Here is a 21,183-nt window from a genome sequence, read left to right as displayed (position 1 = left end):
CGTGCCGCTGCTTCACCCCGTGTGGGCGGCTTCCAGCAGGTGCGCCGCGAGGGTGGGTACGGCGGCGTCCAGCGATGCGGGATCGAGTCGCTCGAGACGCACCGTCGCGCGCAGGTTCTGCGCGAAGCGGGCCTGCGACTTGGCATAGCGCGGGTCGTAATGCGCCGCGATCAACCCGGCCGCGACGCCCTCCATGTCGCCCTCGGCGACCTGCGCCTGCCACGCCGCGACCTGGGCCGCGCCGTGCAGCCGTCGTAGCCGCCCGATCAGGGCGCAGAACGCAGCCGGGTCGGCCACGAGATCGGGATAGGCCGTCGGAAAGAACGCCGCGCGCGTCGCAAGCGGTGCCGTGACCTCCACACGCGGGGCGGCGCACATGGCCTTCCACAGGCTCGGCGGGACGATCAGGTCACCCACCTTGGAGCTTTCGGCCTCCACCACCACGGGGCGCGTCGGATCGGCCCTGGCCAACGCCATCGCGATGCCCGATTCGAACGCCTTCTGGCTGGGCTGCCCACCCGCCTGCCCGCCGAAGATCGACCCGCGATGCCGTGCCAGCCCCTCGAGGTCGAGCACCTGCAGCCCCGCCCCCGCCAGCCGGTGCAGCAGCATGGTTTTCGCGGTGCAGGTCATCCCCGCCAGCACCACCAGAGGCCCCGCGATCGGCCGGTCATAAAGATCGGCGACAACCTGACGACGGAAGCTCTGGTAGCCGCCCTCCAGTGTCTCGGCACGCCAGCCAATCTCGCGAAGGAGCCAGCCGAACGTGCCGGAGCGCTGCCCGCCGCGCCAGCAATATACCAGCGGGCGCCACCCACCCGGGCGATCCGCCAGTGGGCCGTCGATATGCGCCGCGATGTTGCGCAGCACCAGCGCGGCCCCCATCTTGCGTGCCCCGAAGCGGCTTTCCTGCACGTACATCGTGCCGACCGCTGCGCGTTCGTCATTGTCCAGAACCGGCAGGCTGATCGCGCCGGGCAGCCGGTCTTCGGCGTATTCGGCCGGGGACCGCGCGTCGATCAGGGTGTCGAAGCCCGCGCGGTGCAGATCGTTCAGCGAGGTAAGGGTGTAGACCATGCCCCCCCGATAGCGGCACCGCTCGGAAAGGAAAAGCCTCAGCCCGCCGACATCGCCGAGGCTGCGGCGGCCAGCGGCGGCAACGCGGCCAGCGCGGCCTCGCCGCTCAGGACCGCGTGTTCGGCCCGGCTCCCGAGGCACCAGTCCCCGGCCACGATCAGCCCGCTGTCGGGATCGGACAGGCAGGGCACGCCCAGCGGCGAAGGGGCCTCCGCGTAAAGCCAGCGATGCGCGTCGCCGTGCAGCACATCGGGCAAGTGCCCGCCCGCGCGGTCGCGCAGCAGCGCCAGCAATGCCTGAACCGCCTCGGCGCGCGGAAGGTCGAGATGCGCGCGCGTCCAGTCGGCAGCGGCCTGCGCGACCCATGTCTCGCCCTGTCGGCCGGGCTTGCCACCGTCCCGCGCGATCCACGGCAACGCGCTGTCCGGCGCGCGCGAGATGTCGGGCAGGTCCGGCGGCGCCGCGAAGGCCGCCATCAGAGTCCAGCACGGGTCCATCGCGACGGCGCCGATACGCGGTGCCAGCGGATGCCCCTCCAGCACCGCAGCGGCCTGCGGCGCCGGAATGGTGCAGATCAGCACGGGTGCGCGAGCGAGCGGCTCTCCTTCAGGGCCGGACAGGTGCCACAGGTTCTGCGCGCGACGGGCCGCCGCGACCCGCACCCCGCGATGCACCTCGACCCCGTCCGCCATCGGACGGACCAGCGCGCTCATGCCCGGGAGTCCCACATAGGCCGGCGCGCCCTCGCCGGCAGCATCCCATGCCTGCACCGCGCCCGAGGGCTTCAGCGCATCCAGCAGGGCGGCGAATTCGGGCCCGCGCGGGCGAAGGTACTGCGCGCCGTGATCGAACTGCCACGTCTCTGCGCGGCGGGTGGCCAGCCGCCCGCCAAGGCCACGGCTCTTGTCCAGCACGACGGGACGGCCACCCGCACGGCGCAGCCCCGCCGCCACGGTCAGCCCTGTCAGCCCGGCGCCGAGGATCAGAGTCTGCGCTTCTATCATCATGTCATGCCCGCCTTTCATTCGGTTCGCCTCAGCGCCGCCGCGGGGCTGCGCCGGAAGGAGCGTCAGTCCTGCGCGCGCAGTACCTGCGCGGGGCGCGCTGCCAGCGGGCGCAGCGCAAAGGCCAGCCCTGCCAGCAGCGTCGCCGACACGCCGCCCGCGATGATCGCCGCGGCCGAGCCCCAGGCGACGTGGAACGGCGCGTCCATCACGAAGGTCATCACGCCCCAGCCCGCCAGCGCGCCGGCCAGCAGCGCGACCGCCCCCGCCGCCGCGCCCATCAGAGCAGAGCGCAGCGCGAAACTGCCGAGGATGCGTGCCCGCGTCGCGCCCAGCGTCTTGAGCACCGCGGCCTCGTAGACCCGCGCGCGTTCGCCCGCCGCCGCCGCGCCGATCAGCACGATGAAGCCTGTCAGCAGCGTCGCGCCCGCGCCATAGGACGTCGCCGCGGCGATACTGTCGAGAACGCGCGCCACGTTGTCGATCGCGTCGCGTACCCGGATCGCGGTGATGTTGGGATAGGCCCCGGCAAGGTCGCGCAGGATCGCCGCCTCGGCCTGCGGTTCGGCATAGACCGTCGAGATCCAGGTATGCGGCGCACCCTGCAGCGCGGACGGGTTCATCGACAGAATGAATCCGATCCCCGCGTTCGAGAAATCGACCGCGCGGAAGCTGGTGATCTCGGCGGTGATGTCGCGTCCGAGGATGTTCACGGTAATGCTGTCGCCCAGGTCCAGGCCGATCTCGGCGGCCTCCTCGGCGGCGAAGCTGACCTGCGGTGGGCCATCGTAGCCCTCCGGCCACCACTGCCCGTCCGTCACCTCCACCGTGTCCGGCGGAGCGTCCGAATAGGTCACCCCGCGATCGCCCGTCAGCACCCAGTGATCTGCGACCTCGCGCGCGGGCGTGCCATTGATCGCGGTGATCACGCCGCGCAGCATCGGGGCCGCATCAACCCGGCTGACGGCCGAGTCGCCGTCCAGCCGCGCGCGGAAACCGTCGATCTGATCGGGCTGGATGTCCACGAAGAAATAGGACGGCGCGACCTCGGGCAAGTCGTTGTCGATCGCACTGCGCAGGTTGGTGTCGATCTGGCCCACCGCGGCCAGCACCGTCAGCCCCAGTCCCAGCGAAAGCACAACCGACCCTGCTTCCTCGCGCGGGCCGCCGATCGCGCCCAGCGCCATGCGAAGCGCCGGCCGACCGCGCACCGCGCGTCGCCGCGCAAGAGACCGCGAAAGGTGCCGCAGCCCCAGTGCCGCCAGCGCCAGCACGCCAAGCGCTCCGACGATGCCCCCCGCCGTCCACATCGCAAGCGCAGGAATGCCCGACAGGACCGCCGCCGACCCCACCAGCAGCACCAGAAGCCCGCCGGTCAGCGCAAGGTAGCGCGGCCGCGGCAGGCTTAGACGACCCGCCCCGCCATCACGGAACAGCGCGGCGGCGCGCACCTCTTCGGTGCGGGCCAGAGGCCAGAGCGTAAAGATCGCTGCGGTCAGCGCGCCGTAAAGTGCCGCCTCGGCAAGCGGTGCGGCATGCAGGCCGAACGCGACGGGCACGGGCAGGCGCGCCTCTATGAGCGGTGCGAAGGCCAGCGGCAGCGCCATACCCAGCAGCACGCCGGCCACCACCCCCGCCACGGTCAGAACGCCGATCTGCAGCAGGTAGACCGCGAAGATGGTCGCGCGGTCCGCGCCCAGCGTCTTCAACGTGGCGATCACCCCGCGCTTGCCTTGAAGGTAGGCCCTCACCGAGGCCGAGATCCCGACCCCGCCCACCGCCAGCCCGGCCAGGCCGACGAGCACCAGGAACGCACCGATCCGCTGCACGAATTCCTGCACGCCGGGCGCGCCGTTCCGGCTGTCTCGCCAGCGCGCGGCGGTTCCTTCGAAGCGCGCATCGGCGGCGGCTTCCAGCGCAGCGAGGTCGGCGCCCTGCGGCAGGTCCAGCCGGTATTTGACTTCGTAAATCGTGCCCGCCCCAAGAAGTCCGGCCCCGTCCAGCGCCGCGGCGCGCACGATGGTGCGCGGACCGAGCGAGAAGCCGGCCGACGATGCATCCGGTTCCCGCTCGAGTTCGGCCATCAGCACGAATTCGGCGGTTCCGAGGCGGAAAGTGTCTCCGATCTCGATCCCCAGCCGGTCGATCAGAACGCGCTGCATCACGCCGCCCGGCAGACCGTCCCGGCCGTCGAGCGCGGCGTCCAGGGGCATATCGGGCGTCAATCCGACTTCGCCCATCAGCGGATAGGCGTCGTCCACGCCCTTCACTTGCGTAAGGCCGCGTTCGGCCCCGCCGGGCGCGTCGAACACGGCCATCGACCGGAAATCGTAGACCTCGGAGACGCGCTGCGCGATGTCGTCCATCCAGGCGCGCTCGTCTGCTTCCGCGGGCCGGTAGTCGAACTCGATCTCGGCGTCGCCGCCAAGGATCACAGCGCCCTCGGCCCGCAGCCCGGCCTCGATCGCGGCGCGCACGGTGCCGACGGCGGCGATCGCCATAACACCCAGCGTGAGGCATAGCAGAAAGATGCGGAAGCCCGCCACGCCGCCGCGCAACTCGCGCCGGGCGATGCGGGCAGCGATGCGCCAGCGACCGGCCCCTGTGGTGTCGGTCGCGGCGGTGCTAACGGCCGGCGCACCGTTCATTCTGCAGCCTCAAGCGCTGCCGCCTCGGCGTCGATCCGACCGTCGCGCAGCGGCACCACCCGGTCGCAAAGTTGTGCAAGCTCAGGCGCGTGGGTGACCATGACAAGCGTCGCACCATGCCGGTCGCGCAGGCCGAACAGCATGTCGATGATCGCCTTGCCGTTGATACCGTCGAGATTGCCGGTAGGTTCGTCCGCCAGCAGGATCGCCGGGCGCGGCGCGGAGGCGCGGGCCAGCGCTACGCGCTGCTGCTCTCCCCCCGAAAGTTGCGAGGGGTAGTGATCGGCCCGGTGCGCCAGCCCGACCGCCGCCAGTTCCTCGGCCGCACGGTCGAACGCGTCGGCCCGTCTCGCCAGCTCGAGCGGGGTTGCAACATTTTCCAGCGCGGTCATGGTGGGGATCAGGTGGAAAGACTGGAACACCACCCCCATATGATCGCGGCGGAAGCGCGCCAGCTGGTCTTCGTTCATCGCGGTCAGGTCCTGGCCAAGCGCGTGCACCCGCCCGCCCGTGGCGGTTTCCAGCCCGCCCATCAACATGAGGAGCGACGACTTGCCAGACCCGGACGGCCCGACCAGGCCCAGCGTTTCCCCCGCCGCCACGTCGAGCGTGATGCCATGCAGGATGTCCACGGGGCCGGCATTGCCCGCAAGGCGCAGGCTGGCATCCTTCAGCGACAGGATGGGGTCGGTCATCAAACGGCTCCTCGGACATTGGTCATGTGGGACATATGGCTCTGCACGCGCGGGACTCAAGCTGCGCGCCGACGCGGGCGCGATCCGACGCGCGGCAGCCGGGCGGCTGGCGGCGGGGCTGCTGACGGCCACGCTGGCGCTGCAACCCGGCGGCGCGCCCGCGCAAAACCAGGACACGGTGACGGTCGCTGCGCTGGGTGACAGCCTCACGCAGGGCTACGGGCTGGCGCAGGGCGATGGGTTCGTGCCGCAATTGCAGCGCTGGCTCGATGCGCAAGAGATCGGCGCCGAGGTTCTGAACGCAGGCGTGTCGGGCGACACCACGGCGGGCGGGCTTTCGCGGCTCGGCTGGACTCTGACGGACGATGTCGACGCGCTGATCGTGGCGCTTGGCGGAAACGATCTGCTGCGCGGCATCCCCCCGGAAACGGCGCGCGCCAATCTGGATGCGATCCTGACGCAGGCGCGGGCAAGCGGGCTGCCGGTGCTTCTGATCGGCGTGACCGCGCCGGGCAATTTCGGACCGGACTACAAGGACGCGTTCGACGCGATCTACCCTGAACTTGCTGCCAAGCATGGCGCGCTGCTGGTTCCCAGCTTCCTTGCCCCGATCGAAGCTGCGCGCGATGCGGGCGGCAAAGATGGCGCCCTGCGCGCGCTCATGCAGCCCGACGGCATCCACCCCAACGCGCGGGGCGTCGCACTGGTGGTGGACGCGGTGGGCCCGAAGGTTGCCGAGCTTGTGGCACGGGCCGACCAAACGCCCGGCTGAGCCTGCCACCCGGCGGCGCACTATCCCTGCCCCTGTTCGCCCGGCGCGCGCGAGCTACCTGCCCGGCATGGCTACGGAGATCACATGATTTTGACGATCGAAGCCGTCCGCAAGTCGTTTGCCGGGCCCGAAGGGACGCTGAGCGTGCTCGACGGGCTGGACCTAACGCTTGCGGAAGGGGCGACCCTGGCGCTGACCGGCGAAAGCGGGTCCGGAAAAAGCACGCTGCTGACGCTGATCGCAGGGCTGGACGCGCCCGACGCGGGCCGCATCCATGTCGCGGGCAAGGACGTTACGGCATTGGACGATGCCGGGCGCGCGGCGCTGCGGCGCGACACGGTCGGGCTGGTGTTCCAGCAGTTCAACCTGATCCCGTCGCTGAACGTTGCCGCGAACCTCGCGTTCCAGGCGCGGCTGTCCGGGCGGCTCGACCGCGCTTGGCTGGACGAGGTGACGGCCCGACTGGGGCTGGCCGAGCTTGCGACGCGCTATCCGGAACAGCTGTCGGGCGGACAGCAACAGCGCGTCGCCATCGGTCGAACGCTGGCAGCCCGTCCCGCGCTGATCCTTGCCGACGAGCCGACCGGCAATCTGGACGAGGCAGCTGCGGACCGCGTGCTGGCGCTGATGCTGGAGTTGTCACGCGACAGCGGTGTCGCCTTGCTGATGGTCACCCATTCGCAACGGCTGGCCGGGCGGCTCGACCGCCGTGCGCATCTCAGCCGGGGCCGGATCGCGTGACGACGCGGGCTGACGGCACCTGCGCGGCGGGTCCGCGCTGATGTGGCGGGCGGCGGCAGGCGCGCTGGCCAGCCACTGGCGGCGGCATCCCGGGCAGGCGGCTACGCTGCTGCTGGGGCTGGCCTTGGCGACTGCGCTTTGGACCGGCGTGCAGGCGATCAACTCCGAGGCCCGGGCCAGCTATGATCGCGCGGCGCAGGTGGTCAGCCAGGAAAACCGGCCCGTGTTGCGCGCTCGCGACGGCGGGCCGGTTCCGCTGGCTGATTACGTTGCGCTGCGGCGGGCGGGCTGGGCCGTGGCCCCGGTCCTGGAAGGGCGCGCCACTATCGGTGGTCGCGGTGTGTCGCTGATCGGGCTCGATCCGCTCTCCGCCCCGGTGCTGCCCGCCGCCACGGAACCCGCGGACGGTGCCGATCCGCTTCCCGAAGAGGACGGCGCGACCGCGCTGGCCGCCTTCATCGGCCCGCCGGGACGGCTTTTCGCCGCGCCGGGCACCGCGGGATGGCTCTCCGACGCGGTGCCGCAGCAGGTGTTGATCAGCGAAGACGTGGCCCCCGGCACCGCCATCGGCGATATCGGCACCGTGGCGGACTTACTGGCGGGCGTGGATGACACACGAGATTCGGATGCGGGCGGCCGTGGCGATCCATCCCGGCTCGTGCTGATCGAAGACCCGCCGCCGGGCGCCACGCCCCTTTCGGCGCTGGCACCCGGCCTTGTGCGCGGCGAACCCGAGGCGGGCGCCGGGATCGGCGGGCTGACCGGCAGCTTTCATCTGAACTTGACGGCATTCGGGCTACTGTCCTTCACGGTCGGGCTTTTCATCGTGCACGGCGCCGTCGGGCTGGCGTTCGAACAGCGGCGAGGGATGTTCCGGACGCTGCGGGCGCTGGGACTGACACGCCGTGCACTGGCTCTGCTGCTGGCGGCAGAACTCGCGCTGGCGGCCACGCTGGCCGGCGCGGCGGGGGTCGCGCTTGGTTATGTGATCGCGGCAGCGCTGCTCCCCGACGTGGCGGCAACGCTGCGCGGGCTTTACGGCGCGCCCGCGTCCGGCGCGTTGGCGTTACGGCCGGGCTGGATCGCGGCGGGCTTCGCGATGGCTTGGCTCGGCACCGCGCTTGCCTCAACACAGGCGCTCTGGCGGCTTGCGCGGCTGCCCGTGCTGTCCGGCGCGCAACCGCGCGCATGGGCGCTTGCCTCAGGGACGGCGCAGGCCCGGCAGGCGCTGGCCGGACTGGGCGCGCTGACACTCGCCGGCATCGCAGCGGCCGCCGGGGATGGGCTGATCGCCGGATTCGCGGCGCTGGGTGGGTTGCTGCTGGGCGCGGCGCTCGTGCTGCCGTGGCTTCTGGCGCAGGGTCTTGCCGCCGCGCAGTCCCGCGCGCAAGGGCCGCTGGCGGAATGGTTCTGGGCCGACACGCGGCAGCAACTGCCCGGCCTGTCGCTCGCGCTCATGGCGCTGATGCTGGCACTGGCGGCGAATATCGGCGTGTCGACAATGGTGGGCAGTTTCCGCGCCACTTTCACCGGTTGGCTAGACCAGCGACTCGCGGCCGAGATCTACCTCGACGCGGGCACCGAAGCGCGGGCGCAACAGATCGCCGCATGGCTGGACCCGCGCGTGAACGCGATCCTGCCGCAGGTCTGGACCGAGGCGCGACTGGACGGACGGCCCGCCCAGCTGCGCGGCCTCGCGGACCATGCGACTTACCGCGAAACCTGGCCGCTTCTGGGCAGCCGCGCCGGTGTCTGGGACGCGCTGGCGCGTGGCGAGGGCATCCTCGTCAACGAACAGTTCGCGCTACGCAGCGGCACAGGACCCGGCGACACCGTCACGCTGGACGGGCGCGCGGCGCGGGTGCTGGCGGTCTATTCCGACTACGGCAACCCGCTGGCCGAGGCGGCGGTGTCGTTGGACGCTTTCACCGCCGCGCATCCCGATCTGCCGGTCACCCGCTTCGCGCTGCGCTTGCCCCCTGCCGAGGTACCCGCACTTATGGAGGCGCTGCGCGACCTGTTCGGGCTGGGCAGCGACGCGCTGCGCGACCAGGCCGCACTCAAAGCGCTGTCGCTGGCGATTTTCGAGCGGACCTTCGCCGTCACTGGCGCGCTGAACGTGCTGACGCTGGGGGTGGCGGCGCTGGCGATGCTGACAAGCCTTCTGACCCTGGCGGCGCAGCGCCTGCCGCAAGTCGCGCCGATCTGGGCGGCGGGGCTGCCGCGCGCCCGGCTTGGGCACATGGAACTGGCCCGCGCCGCGTTGCTGGCGCTCGGAACGGCGGCGGCGGCGATCCCGGTCGGGCTGGCGCTGGCCTGGGTACTGCTGGCGGTGGTCAACGTCGCTGCCTTCGGCTGGCGGTTGCCGATGCAGGTGTTTCCCGCCGACTGGCTGCGTTTGACCGCGCTGGCGCTGGCCGCTGCGCTGGCCGCCAGCGCCCTCCCCGCCCGGCGCCTCTCGCGCCGCCCCCCCGCCGATCTGCTGAAGGTGTTTGCCAGTGACCGCTGACCGCCCGTTCCGACCCGATCCTGTCTCTGCCCGGCACCGCTTGTACCGGCGCTTTGGCCTTGCCCTTGCAGGACTGACCTGCTGCGCGGCGCTGGCGGTCGGCGTGCCCGCACCGTACGCCGCAGCGCAGGGATTCGCCGGGATGGGGTCGGACGCCGACGGGTTCACGCTGCCGCAACCGGACCCCGCGTTCGAATTTCCCCACGACCACGGTCCGCATCCCGATTTCCGCATCGAGTGGTGGTACGTTACCGCCAACCTGACCGGCGCGGACGGGGCCGAGTACGGCATCCAATGGACGCTGTTCCGCAGCGCCCTGCGGCCCGAGGCGCCCGGTAGCGAACGCGGCGGCTGGCGCGCGCCGCAGATCTGGTTCGGCCATGCCGGGCTGACCGCTGCGGACCGGCACTTCGCGGCGCAGACCTTCGCGCGCGGCGGTATCGGGCAAGCCGGTGCCACCGCCGACCCGTTCGCCGCCTGGATCAACAACTGGGCGATGACCGGGCGCGCGGCGCCGGGGGACGATGCGCTGGACCGGATCGATCTGACAGCGCGCGGCGACGGGTTCGGCTACGAACTCGCGCTGACCGCCGGGGGACCGCTGATGCTGCAGGGCCGGGGCGGCTATTCCGTGAAATCACCTCGCGGGCAGGCCAGCTACTACTACTCGCAGCCGCACTACTCGGTTTCCGGAACGCTCGATCTGCCGGACGGGCCTGTCGCCGTGACCGGGCAGGCGTGGCTCGACCGGGAATGGTCTTCGCAGCCGCTGGCGGACAGCCAGACCGGGTGGGATTGGTTCTCTTTGCACCTGTCAGACGGCTCCAAGCTCATGGTTTATCGCCTGCGCGACGCGGACGGGCCGGACTTCATCCCGGCGGGCCATGTTGGTCCCAGCGGCGCTGCGCGCTATCTGCCCGACGGGGCCGTAGAATTGACCCCGCTGGACACCGCGCGTGTGGCCGGACGGGAGATCCCTGTGCGCTGGCGCGTGCAGTGGGACGAAGGAGGGGTGGACATCGTGACCGAGCCGCTGAACGCTCAGGCATGGATGGACCTGAACGTGCCCTACTGGGAAGGCCCCGTGCGGGTGCACGGCAGCCACCAGGGGCGCGGATATCTGGAGATGACAGGGTATGAGTGAGTGGTGGACCGATCTCGACACGCTATATGCGCGGGTCTGGGAGACGGTGCTCGACGGTGTGCGAGACCGGCGCGCTCCGGCGCGGTTCGTAGCCTTCGCGACGGCTGGGCAGACCGGCGGGGCGGAGGCACGGATGGTGGTGCTGCGCGGGGCGGACAGGGCGGCGGGCAAGCTGTTCGTGCATACCGATACGCTGTCCGCAAAGGTGGCGGAACTGCGCGCTGATCCGCGGGCGACGCTGCTCGCCTGGGATCCGGCAGCGCAGCTTCAGATCCGGCTGAAAGCCGAGGTCGGGATCGACACCGGCGCGGTGGTCGGCCACGACTGGGCCCGTATCCCCGAGGCCGCGCGCCGGGTCTATGGCAACGAGCCCGAGCCGGGTGGCGGCATGGACTGCCCCGAAGCACTGACCGTGACGCCGGACCAGAACCGCTTTGCCGTGATGACCTGCACGCTGCGCGAGATCGACACACTTCATCTTGGGCGCGACGTGCATCACCGGGCGGTGTATCGGCGCAGCACAGGTTGGCGGGGCCACTGGGTCGCGCCGTAACAGGGACTGCTCCGGGCAGGCGGGGCGGGGCACTCCCGCCCGTCTTCGACACCTTCCGGTGTCTCATCCCGTTGGGCCCGGCAGGCGGGCACGCCCGCCTGGATCCTGGGCGTAGCCATTTCCGGAAACGAACTCCGAAAGCGCCCGTTGCGATGGGGGAAGCGCTCCGGGCTTCAGACAGCCTTAACCTTGAAGGCGCTAGGGATAGGGAAATACTGCTCGCCTTGAACTTCAGGAGCCTCCGCCGTGCCCCTTTCCGCCTTTCCGGACTGGACCCGCCATGGTCCGCTGTCACCCGACGCGGACGCCGATCCGGCGAGCCCTACACCGCTCTTCCGCCGCAGCGGGCGCGGATCGCAGCGCGCGGCGGCGGACCCCACCCCGCTGGTGTTGCGTTGCCTCGGCGCGGGCTGGGCAGACGGCGACGTGGGCTCGCTGGAGGACGCGGTGCACCCGCGCGCTTGCCTTCGCCTGCCGCTGCGTGTGTGCCGGGGGCCGGGGCCTCTCATGGCCGACGCGCTGGGAGATCTCTCCGCGCTGCGGGAAGCGCGCTTTTTCGGTGAAGACGCGATGGGCACGCTCACAGGCCCTAGAGACATCTGCCCCGAGACCGCCGAGGCGCAGGAGCTTTCGCCGGACGCGGAGGGCGTGATCGTGTCGGCGCGGGGCAGTCTTGCCGGGTTGCATGACGGTGCGGGCTGGCCGGGGCCACCGTCGGGCCGCCGCCTGCGCCTTCGGGCCATGGCCGACTTCTGGTGCTCGGGCGGGCAAGTGCATGATGGCTGGCTGCTGCGTGACACCGCTGGCGCGCTGGCCCAGACCGGCGGACCAAGCCCCGAGGGCTGGGCCAGGGCACGCATCCGGGCGGTCGGCGGTGCGGATCTGTGCGAAGCGCCGCTGTCGCCCGATACCGATCCCGATGGACCCTATACTGGCCGCGGCGCAACGAGCGAGCCCGCCGACTCCCTGGCGGATCGGCTTCGCTGCGTGATGGACGGCGACTTCGGAGTGTTGCGCCGCGGCAGCGCGGAAGCCTGCACTGCAGTGCTGCCGGGCGATCTGCGTGCGCTGGGGGACCGCGAGGCGCTGCCTTTCTGGGCGGGTCTGCGCAGCGCGCTGCCATCTGCGGCGTTCCGCGTGGAACACCGGAACGCGGCGCAAGCGCCCGGCGAGGCGCCACGCGCGGCGGTGCGCTGGTCGCTATACGGGCGCCACGACGGTCATGGCCGCTTCGGCGCGGCTACAGGTGTCTACGTTCACGTGCTGGGCATTACCCAGGCGGAATTCGGGCCCGGCGGGGTCAGGCGGGAATGGACGGTGATCGACGACTGCGCGGTCTGGACCCAGATCCTGCTGGCGACAGGGGACGTCTGAAGCGCAGCAACGGTCGCGCGCGGCGGGCCGGTCTGCGGCGGCGCCGCGGGCCGGGCCAGTATGTCGCCGGGCGCGGCACGCGCCCGACCGCCGCATCCGGCCTCGCTGCGCCGGAATGCAGCGACTGAATTCAGAGCCGGAGCACCGACCGCGTTCAAGCAATGGCCTTGGCCCAGCTTCGACTTCGACTTCGACTTCGACTTCGACTTCGACTTCGACTTCGACTTCGACCGCCGGTTCGCGATCCCTAGCGCAAGCGCAACTCGCTTTGCGCGTCGAAAACCTGCGCCAGTTCGGGCTGTACCGCGAGACCCACGCGATCCCCGGCCCGCGACCGATGGGCGCCGCGTTCCTCCACCACCAGAGTCTCGCCGCCCGGACAGCGCAGATGCGCGTAGGACACTCCTCCAAGCGCTTCCGCCAGCGTCACTTCGTGCGTGCCGCCGTCCGCATCCAGCGCCAGGTGTTCGGGGCGCAGCCCCAGCAGCACCCGGCGCCCGGCTTCCGGCAACCGGGCGCTGACCCGCACCGGCCCCGCACCGGTGCCTTGCGCCATCACGCCGCCCTCCGCGACCTCGCCCGAGAGGAAGTTCATCGACGGGCTGCCGATGAAGCCGGCCACGAAGCGGTTGTCCGGGTCGCGGTACAGATCCATCGGCGCCCCGACCTGTTCCACGCGCCCGTCGCGCAGAACGACGATCTTGTCGGCCAGCGTCATCGCTTCGGTCTGGTCATGGGTCACGTAGATCATCGTCGCGCCGATCTGCTGGTGCAGCCTCGCCAGTTCCACCCGCATCTCCACCCGCAGTTCCGCATCAAGGTTGCTCAGCGGTTCGTCGAACAGGAACACTTCAGGCCCGCGCACGATCGCCCGACCGATCGCCACCCGCTGCCTCTGCCCGCCCGACAGCGCCTTCGGCTTGCGCGCGAGATACGGGTCCAGCTTCAGGATGCGGCTCGCCTCGGTCACCTTGGCTGCGATCTCGGCCTTCGGATGGCCGGTCATCTTCAACCCGAAGCCCATGTTCTGCGCCACAGTCATGTGCGGGTAGAGCGCATAGGTTTGAAACACCATCGCAACGCCGCGCTCGGACGGGTCGAGTCGCGTGACCTCCCGCGCGCCGATCCGGATCGCGCCGCCGGTGGTCTCTTCCAGGCCGGCGATCATCCGCAGCAGCGTGGACTTGCCGCATCCCGACGGGCCGACGAACACGCAGAATTCCCCTTCGGCGACGGAAAGGTCGATCCCGTGAATGACCTGCAGATCGCCGTAGCGCTTGACGACCCCGTCCAGTTGCACCCCTGACATTCGGCTTCCTCCCTCTGCGGTGTTGCGGCCCGGTGCGGGCATATGCGGCCTAGTGCGGCTCGGGCGCGTCCGGAAAGCGCCAGGCCTGCGTATCTTGTGAAATCCGCGCCGCCGCCGCCCGCAGCTCGGGCAGGAAGGCGGCCAGGTCCGCCGCGGTCATCCGGTCCGCGTGCCCCGTGACCGACAGCGCTCCAAGGCACCTGCCCTGTGCGCTCAGCACCGGAACGGCGATGCAGATGATACCGGCCTCGTGCTCTTCCCGGTCATAGCCGACGCCCTCGGCCCGGATCCGGGCGAGTTCGGCCCGCAAGGCGGCGGCATCGGTCAGCGTGGATGGTGTGAAGCGATGAAACGACTGTTGCGACAGAAGGCGATCAAGCTCGGGGGCCGGGACATGTGCCAGCAGCACCTTGCCGACGCCCGTGCAATAGGCCGGCCCGACCTTGCCAGCTTCGGAATACATCTCCACCGGCTGCGCCGCGTTGCGCTTGTCCACATAGAGCACCTGTCCGTGGTCGAGTTGCGCCAGATGGACGGTCTGGCCAAGATCCGCGCTGAGCGCATCGAGATGCGGGCGCGCGATCGGGGCGAGACTCGAGTGGCGCCAGGCCACATGCGCCAGCCGCACAAGCCGCATGCCCAGCGTGTAGAGCCCGCTATCGGGATCATGCTGCACCATGCCTTCGCGCGCGAGCGTCTGAAGCAGGCGGTATAGCGTAGCCTTGGGATAGCGCCCACGCGTCTCGAGTTCGGCGAAGCGCACCCCGCCGGGACTGGCCGCCACCGCGTCGAGAACCTCCAGCGCCTTGCCGACCGTGCCCGGACCGGCGGATGGCTCGGCCGCGCCCGGGACGCCCCGCACCTCCGCATCGGGGTCGGGCGCGCCGACGTCTTGCGACCCTGCAGACCCCGCAGGGGCACCTTGCCGGGTCCCGTGCCGCTGTCGTGCCTGTTCGCCCATCGCCGCCTCCCGTCGCGGTGGCCGGGCCGCGTTCCGGCTCCGGTGTTGACAACACTAGGCGAGTCGCGCTTATCATTTCAATATAAGAAACAAAGTTTCATATAGTGGAACTACTAGAAACCGCAATATCAGGCCTGACTCCAGGGAGGACTCCATGCCATCCATCACCCGACTGCCGCTTCTCGCGGCGGCTTTGGGCACCGCGCTGACCGGTGCCGGTGTCGCCGCCGCACAGGACAGCCTGTCCGGCACGCTCAAGATCTTTTCGGACATGTCGAATCCGGCACCGCGCGCGGTGATGGAAGGCATGGTCGACCGTTTCGGCGCGATGCATCCAGATCTCGAGATCGAGCTGACGGTCATAGACCGCGAAGCCTACAAGACGCAGATCCGCAACTTCCTGACCGCGAATGCGCCGGATGTGGCGAACTGGTACGCGGGCAACCGAATGGCGCCCTATGTGAACGCGGGCCTCTTCGAGGACGTGAGCGACCTTTGGGATGGCCAGATCGGCGAGGAGCTTGCCTCGACCAAAGGCGCGATGACTCTGGATGGCAAGCAGTGGGGCGTGCCCTACACCTACTACCAGTGGGGTGTCTATTACCGGAAGGACATCTACGACCGGCTTGGCCTCTCCGAACCGCAAACCTTCGAGCAGATGAAGGCAAACTGCCAAGCGCTGCTGGATGACGGGGTGAAGTGCTATACCATCGGCACCAAGTTCCTGTGGACCGCGGCGGGCTGGTTCGACTACCTCAACATGCGCACCAACGGCTACGACTTCCACATGGCGCTGACCGCGGGCGAAGTCGAGTGGACCGACGAGCGGGTGAAGACCACCTTCGCCAACTGGCGCGAGCTGATCGACATGGGCGCGTTCATCGACAACCACACCGCCTACAGCTGGCAGGAGGCACTGCCCTTCATGGCGCAGGGTGATGCGGCGGCCTACCTTATGGGCAATTTCGCGGTTGCCCCGCTGCGTGATGCGGGCCTCGATGACAGCAAGCTCGACTACTACCAGTTCCCGTCGATCAACGCGGAGGTGGCGCTGGGTGAGGACGCCCCGACCGACACGTTCCACATCCCCGCGCAGGCCGCAAACAAGGAAGCCGCGCGCGCTTTTCTGCGTTTCGTGGTGTCGGCCGAGAACCAGACGCTGATCAACGCGGGCGACGCGCTCGGGCAGCTTCCGGTCAACGCGAACAGCTCGGTCGATGACGACAAGTTCCTGAAGGAAGGTTTCGACGTGCTGAGCAACCGCGCGCCGGGCGGAATCGCGCAGTTCTTCGACCGCGATGCACCCGCCGAAATGGCCAAACTGGCGATGGAAGGCTTCCAGGAGTTCATGGTGCTTCCAGACAATCTCGACCGGATCCTCGACCGGCTCGAAGCCGGACGCCAGCGGATCTACTGATCCGGCGGACGGGCGTGTGCCACGCCCGACACGATGCTGATCCGGTCCGCGGCGTTGCCGCGGACCGGATCGCCGCCCAGCCCGACCAGAGGAGCCTGACCATGCCAAGCGCCCTGCCATCCAGCCTTTGCTCTGCCCGCCGGGCTTCCGGCGCGATGCCGAACCGGCCCGGACATCCGCGGAGCGCGCCATGACCAGCGGGTTCTGGAAGCGCAACCAGCAGACCCTTGCGCCCGCGCTGTTCCTTGCGCCTGGCCTGCTTTTCTTCGCCTTTTATGTGCTCTTCCCGATCCTGCAATCGTTCCAGATCTCGCTTTACGAATGGGACGGGTTGAGCCCGGCGCAGCCAGTAGGCCTGCAGAACTATCGGCAGCTGTTCGATGACCCAGCCTTCTACACCTCGCTCTGGAACAACCTGCTGTGGCTCGTGCTCTATCTTCTGGCGATCCCCGCCGGGCTGGCCATCGCGCTGTTCCTGAACCAGACCGTGACCGGGATCCGGATCTACAAATCGCTTTTCTTCTTCCCATTCGTGGTCAGCCAAGTCGTGGTCGGCCTCGTCTTCACCTGGTTCTACGATCCCACCTTCGGGCTGCTGAACACGCTGCTGGGCGCGGTCGGCATGGACCCGGTGAACATCCTCGGCGATCCGTCGAAGGTGACCTACGGCATCATCGCCGCCGGGCTGTGGCCGCAGACTGCCTACTGCATGATCCTCTACCTCACTGGACTGAATTCCGTGGACCCGGAGCAGGTGGAAGCCGGTCGACTCGACGGCGCGAAGGGACTGCGGATGCTGTGGCACGTGATCCTGCCGCAATTGCGTCCAGCGACCTTCATCTGCTTCGTGGTCACGATCATCGGCGCGCTCCGCAGCTTCGATCTGATCTCCATCATGACGCAGGGCGGCCCGTTCGGAAGCTCCCGCGTGCTGGCCTTCTACATGTTCGAGGTCGCGCTGTCAGAATACGGCTTCCGCATGGGGTACGGTGCCGCCATCGCAGTGGTCCTGTTCGGCATCATGATGATCTACATCGCGGGCTTCCTGTGGAAGATGTACCGCGACGAGCGGGGGGCCTGAGATGTATCCCACACCGGTCGCCCGCACCTCGCGCCCCTGGCGGATCACCTACCAGGCGCTTCTACCGCTGGCGCTGATCGCCTGGCTGCTGCCGCTGATCGGTGTCGCGGTCTTTTCCATCAAGCCCGCGGCGGATTTCGCGCAGGGCAACTACTGGGGCTGGCCGTCGGCCTTCGAGGGGGCGGCGAACTATGCGCTGGTCTTCACCGGCTCGGACATGCCGCGCTACCTGCTGAACTCGGTGCTGATCACGGTACCCACGGTGCTCGGCGCGGTGGCGCTTTCCTGCATGACCGGCTTCGCGCTTGGCGTTTATCGCTTCCGGGGCAACCTTCTGATCTTCTTCATGTTCGTAGCCGGCAACTTCGTGCCGTTCCAGATCCTCATGGTACCGGTGCGTGACCTTACACTGTCGATGGGCCTTTACGACACCAAGACCGGGCTGGTCCTGTTCCACATCGCCTTCCAGACCGGGTTCTGCACGCTCTTCATGCGCAACTTCATCCGCGCGCTGCCCCGCCCCCTGATCGAGGCTGCACGCGTGGAGGGCGTCAGCGAGATCCGCATCTTCCTGCATGTCGTGCTTCCGCTGATGAAACCGGCCATCGCGGCACTGTCGGTACTGATCTTCACCTTCATCTGGAACGACTATTTCTGGGCCATCGTGCTGACCCAAGGATCGGGCAGCCAGCCCGTCACAGCGGGCATCACCAGCTTCAACGCGCAGTACCGCGCCGCCTATCACCTGATGAGTGCGGGCAGCATCGTCGCCGCCCTGCCGCCCGTGGCGATGTTCTTCGCGATGCAACGCCATTTCATCGCCGGGCTCACGCTGGGCGCGGTCAAGTAGAACCGGAAGGGAATTCCATGCCCAAGATTGCCTTCATCGGGGCCGGGTCCACCATTTTCATGAAGCACATCGTCGGCGACGCTCTGCACGTGCCCGCCCTGTCCGGGGCGGATATCGCGCTGGTGGACATTGACGAGACGCGGCTGGCCGAGTCCGCCCGCGCGGCGCGCGGCATGGTCCGTGCCATGAAGGCGGGCGCCCGGATCAGCACCCATACCGACCGGCGCGCCGCGCTCGACGGAGCCGACTTCGTCATCACCGCGTTCCAGATCGGTGGATATCGGCCCTGCACGATCACCGACTTCGAGATCCCGAAGGCCCACGGCCTGCGCCAGACCATCGCCGACACGCTCGGCGTCGGGGGCATCATGCGCGGGCTGCGCACCGTGCCGCATCTGTGGGCGCTGGCCGCCGACATGGCGCGGCTCTGCCCCGGTGCGCTGCTGCTGCAATACGTCAACCCGATGGCAATCAACACATGGGCGCTCGCCGACCGTTTCCCGGCGCTGCGCCAGGTCGGACTGTGTCATTCGGTACAGAACACCGTCGCCGAACTGGCCCATGATCTTGATCTCGACCCCGGCACGCTGCGCTACAGGGTGGCCGGGGTGAACCATGTCGCGTTCTTCCTGCGCCTGGAACAGGCACTGGAAGATGGCGGGCACCGCGACCTCTATCCCCTGCTGCGCGCGGGCCATGCGGCGGGCCGCCTGCCGAAACCGCCGCTACTGATGCCGCGCTGTCCGAACCATGTCCGCTACGAGGTGATGGAGCACCTTGGGTATTTCTGCACCGAAAGCTCCGAACACCTCGCCGAATACGTGCCCTGGTTCATCAAACGCGGCCGACCCGATCTGATCGAGCGTTTTGGCATCCCGCTCGACGAATACCCGAAGCGCTGCGAAGAGCAGATGGCCGACTGGGCCGCGCGGGCCGGCGCGGATGACGACGCAGCGGAGGCGCCCGCCCGCAGCCACGAATTCGCGGCGGACCTGATGAACGCGGTTCTGACGGACACCCCGATGACGATCTACGGCAACCTGCCCAATCGCGGCCAGATCCCGCAACTGCCGCAGGGCGCCGCGGTCGAAACGCCCTGTCTTGTCGATGCCAACGGCGTGCAGCCCACGACCGTGACGGACATTCCGCCGCAACTGGTCGCGCTGATGCGCAGCCAGATCAACGTACAGGAACTCGTGGTGCGGGCGCTGCTTGAAGAAGACCGCTCGCACATCTACCACGCCGCCATGATGGACCCTCACACCGCCGCCGAACTGGACCTGCGCCAGATCCGCGCCCTCGTCGACGATCTGATCGAAGCGCATGGCGACTGGCTGCCCGCGTGGTGCCACGGAAAAAGGACCGCCGCATGACCGACCCCGCCCGCTTTCCAGATCTTGACGGTGCGTCCGTCTTCGTCACCGGCGGCGGGTCCGGCATTGGCGCCGCCTTCAGCGACGGGCTGATGGCGCAGGGCGCAAAGGTCGCCTTCGTGCAACGGTCCGACGCGGGGGACTTCTGCGACGAGATGGAGCGCCGCCACGGCACGCGCCCGCTTTTCCTGCCTTGCGACATCACCGACATTTCCGCCCTTCAGGCCGCCATTGCCCACGCCGCCAAGGCACACGGGACGATCGACGTGCTGGTCAACAACGCCGCCAACGACAAGCGCCACAGTACGCTGGAGGTGGACGAGGCATTCTGGGACTGGTCGCAGGCGATCAATCTGAAGGCGTATTTCTTCGCCGCGCAGGCCGTGCTTCCGGGCATGAGGGAGATGGGGCGCGGCAGCATCGTGAATCTGTCCTCGATCAGCTACATGATGGGCAACGCGGGTTACCCCGCCTACACTGCCGCCAACGGTGCGATCACCGCGCTGACCCGGTCGCTCGCGCGCGAGTTTGGGCCCGACGGTATCCGCGTCAACGCGCTCGCGCCCGGCTGGGTATTCACACAGAAGCAGATCGATCTGTGGGCCACCGAGGAAGGGGTCGCGGCACATCTTGCGCGCCAGTGCCTGCCCCGAATGCTCAAGCCAGAGGAGATGGTAGAACCGCTTCTGTTCCTCGCCTCGCAGGCCAGCCGCGCGATGACCGGCCAGACGTTGGCCGTGGATGGCGGCGTCGTGGTGAGCGGATGACCCCGCCGCCCGTGACCGCCGACTGGATCGCCACCGACTGGGGCACCTCGCATCTGCGGGTCTGGGCCATGTCCGGCCGCAGCCATGTCGCGCAGGCCCAGTCCGACCAGGGCATGGCGCGGCTCGCCCCGGGCGGGTTCGAGGCGGCTCTGCTGGCGCTGGTCGCACCTTGGCTGGGCGTCGGCACGACCCGGGTCGTCGCCTGCGGCATGGTCGGCGCGCGGCAGGGCTGGGTCGAAGCGCCCTACAGCGCCGTGCCCTGCGCGCCTCTCCCCAAGCCGCCAGTGCGCGCCGACGCCACGGACCCGCGCCTCGCGGTCTGGGTCGTGCCCGGACTGAAGCAGGCCGCCCCGGCCGACGTGATGCGCGGCGAGGAAACCCAGATCGCCGGATTTCTCGCGCTCAACACGGGCTTCGACGGGGTGTTGTGCCTGCCCGGCACCCACACCAAGTGGGCGCAGGTATCGGCCGGAGAGGTCGTCAGCTTCCAGTCCTTCATGACTGGAGAACTGTTCGCGACGCTGGCCGCGCACAGCGTCCTGCGCCATTCGGTCAGCCCGGATGGCTGGGACGACGACGCCTTCGCCGATGCGCTGGACGACGCGCTTTCGCGCCCCGAACGGCTTGCGGCGCGGCTGTTCACACTGCGCGCGGATGCCCTTTTGAACGCGGCGGACGGGCGCGCGGCGCGGGCGCGCCTGTCGGGCCTGCTGATCGGGGCCGAACTTGCCGCGGCGAGGCCCTATTGGCTGGGTCAACCGGTCGCCGTGATCGGCGAGGGCGCCATCGCCGCGCCCTATGTCACCGCCCTGTCACGGCAGGGCACTGCGCCGGTGCAGGCCGATGCCGGGGCGATGACCCGCGCCGGACTGATCGCCGCGTACCGCCAGATCGCCCCCTAGGCCGAG

At 69.4% G+C, this 21,183-nt stretch carries 18 protein-coding genes; 12 read left to right on the top strand and 6 right to left on the bottom strand.

What is annotated here, in order from left to right:
* Positions 1-12 precede the first annotated feature (12 nt).
* The 4 genes from mnmH to DKT77_RS19925 form a co-directional block, all read right to left on the bottom strand.
* Entirely contained in the window at positions 13-1,077 is a 1,065-nt protein-coding gene (mnmH, locus tag DKT77_RS19940) for a tRNA 2-selenouridine(34) synthase MnmH (protein WP_109813393.1), read from the bottom strand.
* Positions 1,078-1,115: 38 nt separating this feature from the next.
* Entirely contained in the window at positions 1,116-2,084 is a 969-nt protein-coding gene (locus tag DKT77_RS19935; RefSeq protein WP_238548059.1) for an NAD(P)/FAD-dependent oxidoreductase, read from the bottom strand.
* Positions 2,085-2,146: 62 nt separating this feature from the next.
* The gene (locus DKT77_RS19930) at positions 2,147-4,729 is read right to left on the bottom strand and encodes an ABC transporter permease (RefSeq protein WP_109813391.1); all 2,583 of its coding nucleotides are present in this window, start codon (positions 4,727-4,729) and stop codon (positions 2,147-2,149) included.
* Positions 4,726-5,424, bottom strand: coding sequence for an ABC transporter ATP-binding protein (locus tag DKT77_RS19925; RefSeq protein WP_109813390.1), 699 nt, complete (start codon positions 5,422-5,424; stop codon positions 4,726-4,728). The genes DKT77_RS19930 and DKT77_RS19925 overlap by 4 nt, the downstream gene beginning before the upstream one ends.
* On the opposite strand from DKT77_RS19925, the gene DKT77_RS19920 reads away from it, so the two are divergent.
* The 6 genes from DKT77_RS19920 (at position 5,411) to DKT77_RS19895 (ending at position 12,517) form a co-directional block, all read left to right on the top strand.
* Positions 5,411-6,196, top strand: coding sequence for an arylesterase (locus tag DKT77_RS19920; protein WP_109813487.1), 786 nt, complete (start codon positions 5,411-5,413; stop codon positions 6,194-6,196). The two genes, DKT77_RS19925 and DKT77_RS19920, sit on opposite strands and share 14 nt — an antisense overlap.
* Positions 6,197-6,280: 84 nt before the next feature.
* Positions 6,281-6,937 (top strand): ABC transporter ATP-binding protein, encoded by a 657-nt coding sequence (locus DKT77_RS19915; RefSeq protein WP_109813389.1) that lies wholly within the window; start codon positions 6,281-6,283, stop codon positions 6,935-6,937.
* Between the two features lie 40 nt (positions 6,938-6,977).
* The gene (locus tag DKT77_RS19910) at positions 6,978-9,446 is read left to right on the top strand and encodes an FtsX-like permease family protein (RefSeq protein WP_109813388.1); all 2,469 of its coding nucleotides are present in this window, start codon (positions 6,978-6,980) and stop codon (positions 9,444-9,446) included.
* A gap of 73 nt (positions 9,447-9,519) precedes the next feature.
* A complete protein-coding gene (locus tag DKT77_RS19905; RefSeq protein ID WP_420798336.1) occupies positions 9,520-10,590 on the top strand; it encodes a lipocalin-like domain-containing protein in 1,071 nt (356 codons plus the stop codon).
* Positions 10,583-11,143: a PNPOx family protein gene (locus DKT77_RS19900; RefSeq protein ID WP_109813387.1), complete on the top strand. Its 561-nt coding sequence runs from the start codon at positions 10,583-10,585 to the stop codon at positions 11,141-11,143. Before DKT77_RS19905 ends, DKT77_RS19900 begins: the two co-directional genes overlap by 8 nt.
* Before the next feature lie 246 nt (positions 11,144-11,389).
* A complete protein-coding gene (locus tag DKT77_RS19895) occupies positions 11,390-12,517 on the top strand; it encodes an ester cyclase (RefSeq protein WP_109813386.1) in 1,128 nt (375 codons plus the stop codon).
* Between the two features lie 247 nt (positions 12,518-12,764).
* Here the strand turns inward: DKT77_RS19895 and DKT77_RS19890 are convergent, their stop codons facing one another.
* Positions 12,765-13,826 carry an ABC transporter ATP-binding protein gene (locus tag DKT77_RS19890; protein WP_109813385.1) on the bottom strand — a complete coding sequence of 354 codons (1,062 nt, stop codon included), beginning with the start codon at positions 13,824-13,826 and terminating at the stop codon, positions 12,765-12,767.
* A gap of 49 nt (positions 13,827-13,875) precedes the next feature.
* Entirely contained in the window at positions 13,876-14,787 is a 912-nt protein-coding gene (locus DKT77_RS19885; RefSeq protein WP_109813384.1) for an IclR family transcriptional regulator, read from the bottom strand.
* Positions 14,788-14,941: 154 nt separating this feature from the next.
* Between DKT77_RS19885 and DKT77_RS19880 the strand changes: the two genes are divergently transcribed.
* The 6 genes from DKT77_RS19880 (at position 14,942) to DKT77_RS19855 (ending at position 21,177) form a co-directional block, all read left to right on the top strand.
* A complete protein-coding gene (locus DKT77_RS19880) occupies positions 14,942-16,204 on the top strand; it encodes an ABC transporter substrate-binding protein (RefSeq protein WP_109813383.1) in 1,263 nt (420 codons plus the stop codon).
* 190 nt (positions 16,205-16,394) lie between these two features.
* Complete coding sequence (locus DKT77_RS19875) at positions 16,395-17,285, top strand: carbohydrate ABC transporter permease (protein ID WP_109813485.1); 891 nt, start codon at positions 16,395-16,397, stop codon at positions 17,283-17,285.
* Position 17,286: 1 nt separating this feature from the next.
* Positions 17,287-18,135: a carbohydrate ABC transporter permease gene (locus DKT77_RS19870; RefSeq protein ID WP_109813382.1), complete on the top strand. Its 849-nt coding sequence runs from the start codon at positions 17,287-17,289 to the stop codon at positions 18,133-18,135.
* A 17-nt stretch (positions 18,136-18,152) separates the two neighbouring features.
* Positions 18,153-19,508: an alpha-glucosidase/alpha-galactosidase gene (gene melA / locus DKT77_RS19865; protein ID WP_109813381.1), complete on the top strand. Its 1,356-nt coding sequence runs from the start codon at positions 18,153-18,155 to the stop codon at positions 19,506-19,508.
* Entirely contained in the window at positions 19,505-20,275 is a 771-nt protein-coding gene (locus DKT77_RS19860) for an SDR family NAD(P)-dependent oxidoreductase (protein ID WP_109813380.1), read from the top strand. Before melA ends, DKT77_RS19860 begins: the two co-directional genes overlap by 4 nt.
* Positions 20,272-21,177 (top strand): 2-dehydro-3-deoxygalactonokinase, encoded by a 906-nt coding sequence (locus DKT77_RS19855; RefSeq protein ID WP_109813379.1) that lies wholly within the window; start codon positions 20,272-20,274, stop codon positions 21,175-21,177. Before DKT77_RS19860 ends, DKT77_RS19855 begins: the two co-directional genes overlap by 4 nt.
* Positions 21,178-21,183 lie beyond the last annotated feature (6 nt).

Origin of the sequence: Meridianimarinicoccus roseus (genome assembly GCF_003172915.1) — a bacterium.
GTDB lineage: Bacteria > Pseudomonadota > Alphaproteobacteria > Rhodobacterales > Rhodobacteraceae > Meridianimarinicoccus > Meridianimarinicoccus roseus.
The sequence above is the reverse complement of the archived record's forward strand: the minus strand, read 5'-3'. Positions and strand labels throughout refer to the sequence as shown.

Coding starts and splice junctions, on each gene's coding strand:
- DKT77_RS19880 (WP_109813383.1), top strand. CDS start 14,942: ATGCCATCCATCACCCGACTGCCGCTTCTCGCGGCGGCTTTGGGCACC.
- DKT77_RS19860 (WP_109813380.1), top strand. CDS start 19,505: ATGACCGACCCCGCCCGCTTTCCAGATCTTGACGGTGCGTCCGTCTTC.
- DKT77_RS19900 (WP_109813387.1), top strand. CDS start 10,583: ATGAGTGAGTGGTGGACCGATCTCGACACGCTATATGCGCGGGTCTGG.
- melA (WP_109813381.1), top strand. CDS start 18,153: ATGCCCAAGATTGCCTTCATCGGGGCCGGGTCCACCATTTTCATGAAG.
- DKT77_RS19890 (WP_109813385.1), bottom strand. CDS start 13,826: ATGTCAGGGGTGCAACTGGACGGGGTCGTCAAGCGCTACGGCGATCTG.
- DKT77_RS19930 (WP_109813391.1), bottom strand. CDS start 4,729: ATGAACGGTGCGCCGGCCGTTAGCACCGCCGCGACCGACACCACAGGG.
- DKT77_RS19915 (WP_109813389.1), top strand. CDS start 6,281: ATGATTTTGACGATCGAAGCCGTCCGCAAGTCGTTTGCCGGGCCCGAA.
- DKT77_RS19855 (WP_109813379.1), top strand. CDS start 20,272: ATGACCCCGCCGCCCGTGACCGCCGACTGGATCGCCACCGACTGGGGC.
- DKT77_RS19920 (WP_109813487.1), top strand. CDS start 5,411: ATGGGGTCGGTCATCAAACGGCTCCTCGGACATTGGTCATGTGGGACA.
- DKT77_RS19910 (WP_109813388.1), top strand. CDS start 6,978: ATGTGGCGGGCGGCGGCAGGCGCGCTGGCCAGCCACTGGCGGCGGCAT.
- DKT77_RS19870 (WP_109813382.1), top strand. CDS start 17,287: ATGTATCCCACACCGGTCGCCCGCACCTCGCGCCCCTGGCGGATCACC.
- mnmH (WP_109813393.1), bottom strand. CDS start 1,077: ATGGTCTACACCCTTACCTCGCTGAACGATCTGCACCGCGCGGGCTTC.
- DKT77_RS19925 (WP_109813390.1), bottom strand. CDS start 5,424: ATGACCGACCCCATCCTGTCGCTGAAGGATGCCAGCCTGCGCCTTGCG.
- DKT77_RS19935 (WP_238548059.1), bottom strand. CDS start 2,084: ATGATGATAGAAGCGCAGACTCTGATCCTCGGCGCCGGGCTGACAGGG.
- DKT77_RS19885 (WP_109813384.1), bottom strand. CDS start 14,787: ATGGGCGAACAGGCACGACAGCGGCACGGGACCCGGCAAGGTGCCCCT.
- DKT77_RS19875 (WP_109813485.1), top strand. CDS start 16,395: ATGACCAGCGGGTTCTGGAAGCGCAACCAGCAGACCCTTGCGCCCGCG.